The organism is Vibrio sp. V03_P4A6T147 (assembly GCF_002241085.1).
Classification (GTDB): domain Bacteria; phylum Pseudomonadota; class Gammaproteobacteria; order Enterobacterales; family Vibrionaceae; genus Vibrio; species Vibrio anguillarum.
Genome location: NZ_NDIO01000291.1, coordinates 1 through 5218 on the forward strand (window position 1 = coordinate 1; position 5218 = coordinate 5218).

Consider the following 5218-nt stretch of genomic DNA (forward strand, 5'->3'; position numbering starts at 1 on the left):
ACCTACTACTCTATCGGCGGTGGTTTTATCGTTGATGAAGAAAACTTTGGTAAAGAAAAAGAGAACCCAATTAAAGTTCCTTATGTCTTCACTAGTGCTGACGAGATGATGAACCAATGTAAAGAGAGTGGTCTTTCCATCAGTACGCTGGTTATGGCTAACGAAAAAGCACTGCATTCTGATGAAGAAGTTCGTACTTACTTTGCCAATATTTGGAAAACCATGCGCGAATGTATGGACCGCGGTATGAATACTGAAGGTATCTTACCAGGGCCTCTTCGTGTTCCACGCCGAGCAGCAGCACTTCGTCAACAGTTAATGACCTCAGAAAAAACCACTAACGATCCAATGGCGGTAGTTGACTGGGTAAACATGTACGCTTTTGCAGTGAACGAAGAAAATGCCGCGGGTGGGCGTGTGGTGACGGCACCTACTAATGGCGCATGCGGTATTATTCCTGCAGTGTTAGCCTATTACGATAAATTCATTCAGACCGTTACTGAAAAAGACTATATCCGTTACTTTGCCGCCTCTGGCGCTATCGGTGGGCTTTACAAACGTAACGCTTCTATTTCTGGTGCGGAAGTGGGTTGTCAAGGTGAAGTAGGTGTTGCCTGTTCGATGGCAGCCGCGGGCCTTGCAGAACTGATGGGTGGAAGCCCTGAACAAGTTTGCATGGCCGCTGAAATTGCGATGGAACATAACTTGGGCTTAACCTGTGACCCTGTCGCGGGACAAGTACAAGTGCCTTGTATCGAGCGCAATGGTATTGCTGCCGTGAAAGCGATCAACGCAACGCGGATGGCGCTACGCCGCTCATCGGCACCTCGTGTTTCGCTTGATAAAGTGATCGAAACCATGCTTGAGACAGGTAAAGATATGAACGCCAAATATCGTGAAACGTCCCAAGGTGGTTTAGCGATTAAAGTCGTTTGCTAACGAGCACCTATCTATTTAAAAACCTCGTTCATTAAAACTTAACGCCACTCGCTTAACAGCGAGTGGCGCATTTTACGACTTTACCTCACGATCCAGTGAGGAACTTAAAACTGACCGAGATATTCCCAGCTGCTGTTGGTTGGATTGGGATCGGTTGGGTAAGGGAAATAACCGTACTTAGTCACTTTCAAGCGGTAGTAATGATAGCCGCCACGGAAAGCGTATTGATAAATATCGTTCACTTGACCACGCTGGCCATCACTGCCCCACACGCCCATCGCATCTTGTTGATACCACTCCAGTAACGAACGTTCAAAGCTTGCTAAATCACGATTTAATTCCGCAAGATAAGCTTGAATGGTGCTGTCGCTGCCAAGGTAAACCCAATCTAGGTTTGACTCTCCGAGCATCGGGAAAGCTTCACCCTCTCCTGGGCGTTTTTGGATAAAGTAATGGTTTTCACCATCGATTTGCCCAACAAACACCGCATTTTGCGCCTTATCCCAAGTGGTTGAGGTACGCTCATCCCATGTCAATAAGTGAGATACACCAAAGTAGCTTTGTACACGCGCTTCAATGCTCACACCAACCGCTCTATTGAGCTTGATTGGGTTGAAAGCAAAGTTCACATAGCGATCTGCAGAACCGAGGTATTTCCAACCTTGATTACTGGTTTGATCGGCCGGGAATGCGCCAGCATCTACCATACGCATTACAAAGTAATCACACATCCCCGTTTCTGGGTTCGGGTAGACATACAATGCCCCCGCTCGGCGCTCCGCTTTCGTCACGCCATTGTTTAGAACGCCACGACCATAGTGTTCGGCCACAAAAGCATCAAACTCAGCGATCGTTGCAAAATCCGTGTTCAGCAGAGTTTCATTCTGTACGAAGGTTGGTGTCATATCGACCACTTGGCTGTAACCGTACTCTTGGCCAATGATGATTGGGCCTTTGAGCTTATCCAGCGGCGGGTTCTGATCTGGCGTCATTCGAGTCAGTTCTGTTTCACCACCTCGATCCGAACAATGCAAACTCACTTGAGTTGGTACTCCATTCTCCATCGATAAGTTAACGTGGAACTTGTTACTTTCATTGCCAGCGTGGCGAGAGGCACTCAATCGAACTTGTTCGCGGATCCCATCTGCAAATTCAACATCCAACTGACACTGACCCTGAACCTGGTAAGTAGGACGCAACACTTCATCGCCACGAATGGCATAGCGCCACGTTTGGCCATTTTTATGCATCACACCTGCGATCTGTTCACATTGGTTACCGACGACAAATCCAGCTCCATCGTGATCATTTCCAGACTTATTGAGTGTACATAGGCTCACTTCACCGACATCGGCCGTCGGTGTGTAAGTCACCATTCCGCGACCATACTTGGAAAGCAATTCATACTCGCCTTGTGCAGAAGTCATGTTCACGTTGATGTTCCATGTCACATCGCGTCCAACAGAACAACGATCGGTACTGGGTTCAACTCCACCGACAAACTGCGATCTATCGCCATTGGCCGCTTGAAAAGTAAACTTACACAAACGTTGCTGCTCACCATCTATACGTAATGTTTGCCAAATATCGCTATCGAGCTGTGCCTGAGTCAGGTTCGCCACCGCTTGCCAACCTTCCAACTGATAATCCCCTTGCTCTGGCTGCGGCAGCTCAAACACGTTGCCATAATTCGAGTAAATCAGAGGATAGATTTGGCTAGGGTTCTCATTCTGCGGATCGTAAATCCCCAATAAAGTAACTACGGGTACGCCCACTTGCTGCGGTTTCGGTGTATCGGTTTCTACCGCTTTATAACGTTGGGTACTCTGATCCCACTGCACATAACCGCTTGGGCTGTTGCTATCAAGGTTAAAACCGTTGTTCATCCAACGCTGTGCTTTGCGCGACTGAGCCGGATGCTCCAAGGTAAAGCGGCTGATGGTGCCAATGTACTCTTGTTCACCGCCATTTTGCGCATCACGCAGGAAACGGAACGCATCTTTAAACGGCGGTACAATATCGTCACCTTGCTGTTGGGTGTAGACATCGCCTTTCCAGTGCAGGTTACCGATAAAGCGTTGCTGGAACGCATCCCAACCCCAGCCAGATTCCATATCGTGAATCGACGCCATATATGGGTAGTGACCAAGCCCATAGTTATGGCCCAGTTCATGGGACCATTCATTGCCGGTAGTATTTTGCAGGGTTACTTTACCGCCTCCGCCACTGCCACCATGAACAACAACTTGAGCTAAATCTGTACCTTCTTTGGTATACACCCCGACGTTGGTGTGTGCGGTAATGTGGTTGTAGCGGCGGTTGTATTGCTGCGAATAACCCGCACTACTCACAATGCCGACGTTGGCGTTGTTAACACCTGTAGAGACCAACGCTTTACCGATCGCTTCACGCATATCGCCGCTGTGCCAACCACCCGTACTCGCACTCTTATCGGTGTACACCACACCATTTGGCATAGTGACAACAGGAAAATAGGCAGGAGTGTAGTCAGCCATCACCAATTTAGACGCGGGTATTTTTTGGAAATAATCCGCGGCCAAAGTTGGAAGATTTTGAATCATCGTATTGCGGTTACGCGGTTGAGTCAGCATACCCATGTCGATATTTTGAATCACCAACTCAGGCGCACCACCAAACTGGATGTCTCCTTGGCTGAGCACACCTTCACGGCCTAAGTTGTCGGTCAAGCGCAGTGAGAGCTCCGGCTTCATCCAGTTCCATTGCAGCGGCAGTGACCAAGCGTGATGAGAGAACACCACCTTCATACGGCCATTCTCTGGCTGATCCGATGCGGCCAGAGCACTGGGCGGCAGCATCAAGGTGGTGTGCACTAATTCGCCATCGAGGAACACTTCGGCGCGGACTTGGTTAATCTCTTCCCCTTGTTGCGGGGTAAACAGCAGCATCGCTTCACGGTTCATGATCACGTCCAAATGACCTTGACCAGTTAACTCATTGCTATTCGGCGCGACTGATGTATGGGTTTGAGTAATGCCCAACCCACCCTCTAAAGTGCCTTGCAAATGGTTCGGGGTTGGGATTTCATCGGCAAAACCGACTCGAGCATCTTGAGTAGTAAAGCGCACAACCTTGGGCTCAGCACAATCCACTGGATTACACGAGTTCAACACCATCTCATATGATGTGCCTGGCTTAAGGTCACCGATAAAAAAGCCCGCAGAAACCAAATCATAGCGGCGAACATCCTTCGCATCACTCAAATTGGTTAAGGTGAGCTGAGTCTTATCGGCTTCATTTTGCCCAAGCCAGTCAAATGACACACCGACATCAGACAGGCTCGAGACGGTTAACGAGGTAATCTCTGGCTTCACTAACGCACCACAATCAGAGGTTTCGGTACGATAGATGACATCACGTTGCCAAATATAGCTACCATCGGCGCGCTTAGACCCGTGTGCCGCAGGAATGTATTCCACAAAGCAGCCTTGCTCGTCCGATTCGTAAACACCAAATTCGCGGCTCATCAGATAAAAACCGCCGTCGTACACCATGAATTCCCAACTCTGATCGACAAAATCGATCACATTGCGATAAGGCGTATCATCGCCACTTTGATAAGGTATAAAGGGGAATTGCAGATCATTTTTGTAACTAAGCCGATAATCGAAGCCTTTATAGTGGATCCAACGCTCACCGTTGCGTTCAAACACCCCTTCTCCACGTTCGGCGGTCGCTTTAATCGATTCTAATCGCTCGACGATTTTTTCCCCGATCTGGATCAAGGTGAGCTCATTTTGCGCCCAAACGGGTGCGCTTCCCAGTAGCCCTGCTACCAGAAGCGTTAATGGTTTCTTATTCATCATTGGATTGCTCATTTTAGTTTATAGTGACGTGCCTGAATTTCAGCAGCAGCAACCCACGAAATCTGCGCTGGTTAAGCAACAATCGATTCCGGATATAGACAACTGGGTTACCGATTTATTATTAGTTACCTAATCTCATTTCGATAGAATCACTATGTCCGTAACGAGATAAGGGTTCCAACCCAATGAGGTTGACGTCTTGAAAGTGAGAATTCACGCGAAAAAATGTGCAACAAAAATGCATACAAACAATAAATAATTTTATTAAAATCAATCAGAAACAATGATACTTAAGAATATAACACGCACATGATTACGATTGTTCATGAGCATTGAGAGGATTAAGCGATCAACTTTTTTGGCAATTTTATCGCACAGATATTGACTAAACGGCAGCGTGTCAGTCGCGGTAAGAAAAGAGATTGTATATATGC

General features: G+C 47.8%; 2 protein-coding genes. One reads left to right on the forward strand and one right to left on the reverse strand.

What is annotated here, in order from left to right; all coding sequences use genetic code 11:
• Nucleotides 1-939: L-serine ammonia-lyase (locus tag B9J84_RS11340; protein WP_094124163.1), on the forward strand; the 939-nt coding region annotated here is incomplete at its 5' end.
• A gap of 104 nt (nucleotides 940-1043) precedes the next feature.
• On the opposite strand, the gene B9J84_RS11345 is transcribed toward B9J84_RS11340, so the two are convergent.
• On the reverse strand, nucleotides 1044-4781 hold the full coding sequence (locus B9J84_RS11345) for a M66 family metalloprotease (RefSeq protein ID WP_179217555.1): 3738 nt from the start codon (nucleotides 4779-4781) through the stop codon (nucleotides 1044-1046).
• Nucleotides 4782-5218 lie beyond the last annotated feature (437 nt).

Bases quoted from the DNA above. Each gene is read 5' to 3' on its own strand.
- B9J84_RS11345 (WP_179217555.1), bottom strand. From the start codon at position 4,781: ATGAATAAGAAACCATTAACGCTTCTGGTAGCAGGGCTACTGGGAAGC.